Raw genomic sequence first — 1,226 nt, 5'->3', positions numbered from 1 at the left:
GGCCCGAACGGTGTGATCCGTTCGGGCCCGGCCCCGTTCCCGGTCACCGGACCTCCCCCGGATACCCGGTGACCGCGCCCCCGTTCAGTCCTCCGGGGTGAGCAGACCCCGTCGGTAGGCGGGGACGAGGTTGCGCGGCACCAGGTACTCGCGTCCCTCGATCGTCAGCGGCACCAGATCCGGCGGTGTCGCCTTCCACTGCGCCCGACGGTGACGGGTGTTGCTGCGGGACATCTTGCGCTTGGGAACGGCCATGCCGAGCAGCCTACACGAAAACGATTGTCAGCTGTGCGGGGGTGTGCGCCGCTCCGCCCGCCCTCACAACTCCAGACCGGTCAGCACCATGACCCGCTCGTAGGTGTAGTCCTCCATCGCGAACCGCACCCCCTCCCGGCCCACGCCCGACTCCTTGACCCCGCCGTAGGGCATCTGGTCGGCACGGTAGGAGGGCACGTCCCCGATGACCACGCCTCCCACCTCCAGCGCCCGGTGGGCCCGGAACGCCGCCTGCACGTCATGGGTGAACACGCCCGCCTGGAGGCCGTACTTCGAGTCGTTGGCGACGGCGAACGCCTCCTCCTCGTCCCGCACCCGGGTCACCGACATCACCGGGCCGAAGACCTCCTCGCAGCCGAGCCGCGAGTCCTTCGGGACGTTCTCCAACACCACCGGGGCGACCGTGGCACCATCCCGACCGCCACCGGTGAGCAGCTTCGCGCCACCGGCCACCGCCTCCTCGACCCAGGACTCCACCCGCCGGGCGGCGTTCTCGTCGATCAGCGGTCCCACCTGCGTGGCGGGATCCATCGGATCGCCGGTGGGAAGCTCCTCCACCGCCGCGACCAGCCGCGGCAGCAGCCGGTCGTACACCGACTCGTGCACGATCGCGCGCTGCACCGAGATGCAGGACTGGCCGCCCTGGTAGTTGGAGAAGGTGGCGATCCGGCGGGCGGCCCACTCCAGATCCTCCTCACCGGCCCAGTCGGCGAGCACGATCGCCGCGCCGTTGCCGCCCAGTTCCAGGGTGACCCGCTTGCGCGGCACCGAGTCCAGGATCGACCAGCCCACCGCGGCCGAACCGGTGAAGGAGATGATCGGCAGCCGCTCGTCGCGCACCAGTTCCGGCATCGCCTCGTTGGGCACCGGCAGCACGCTCCAGGCCCCCTCCGGCAGCTCGGTCTCGGCCAGCAGCTCGCCCAGCAGCAACGCGGAGAGCGGGGTGGCGG

Annotated in this window: 2 protein-coding genes; both read right to left on the bottom strand. The window is 71.2% G+C overall.

Features of this window, described 5'->3' with window-relative positions:
- Positions 1-84: 84 nt before the first annotated feature.
- A complete protein-coding gene (gene rpmF, locus FNQ90_RS23785; RefSeq protein ID WP_182608229.1) occupies positions 85-255 on the bottom strand; it encodes a 50S ribosomal protein L32 in 171 nt (56 codons plus the stop codon).
- A 63-nt stretch (positions 256-318) separates the two neighbouring features.
- Positions 319-1,226 (bottom strand): aldehyde dehydrogenase family protein (locus FNQ90_RS23780; RefSeq protein WP_182608228.1); only part of this gene is annotated, 908 nt, incomplete at its 5' end.

This window comes from Streptomyces alkaliphilus, from assembly GCF_014141535.1.
Taxonomy (GTDB): Bacteria; Actinomycetota; Actinomycetes; order Streptomycetales; family Streptomycetaceae; genus Streptomyces; species Streptomyces alkaliphilus.
The sequence above is the reverse complement of the archived record's forward strand: the minus strand, read 5'-3'. Positions and strand labels throughout refer to the sequence as shown.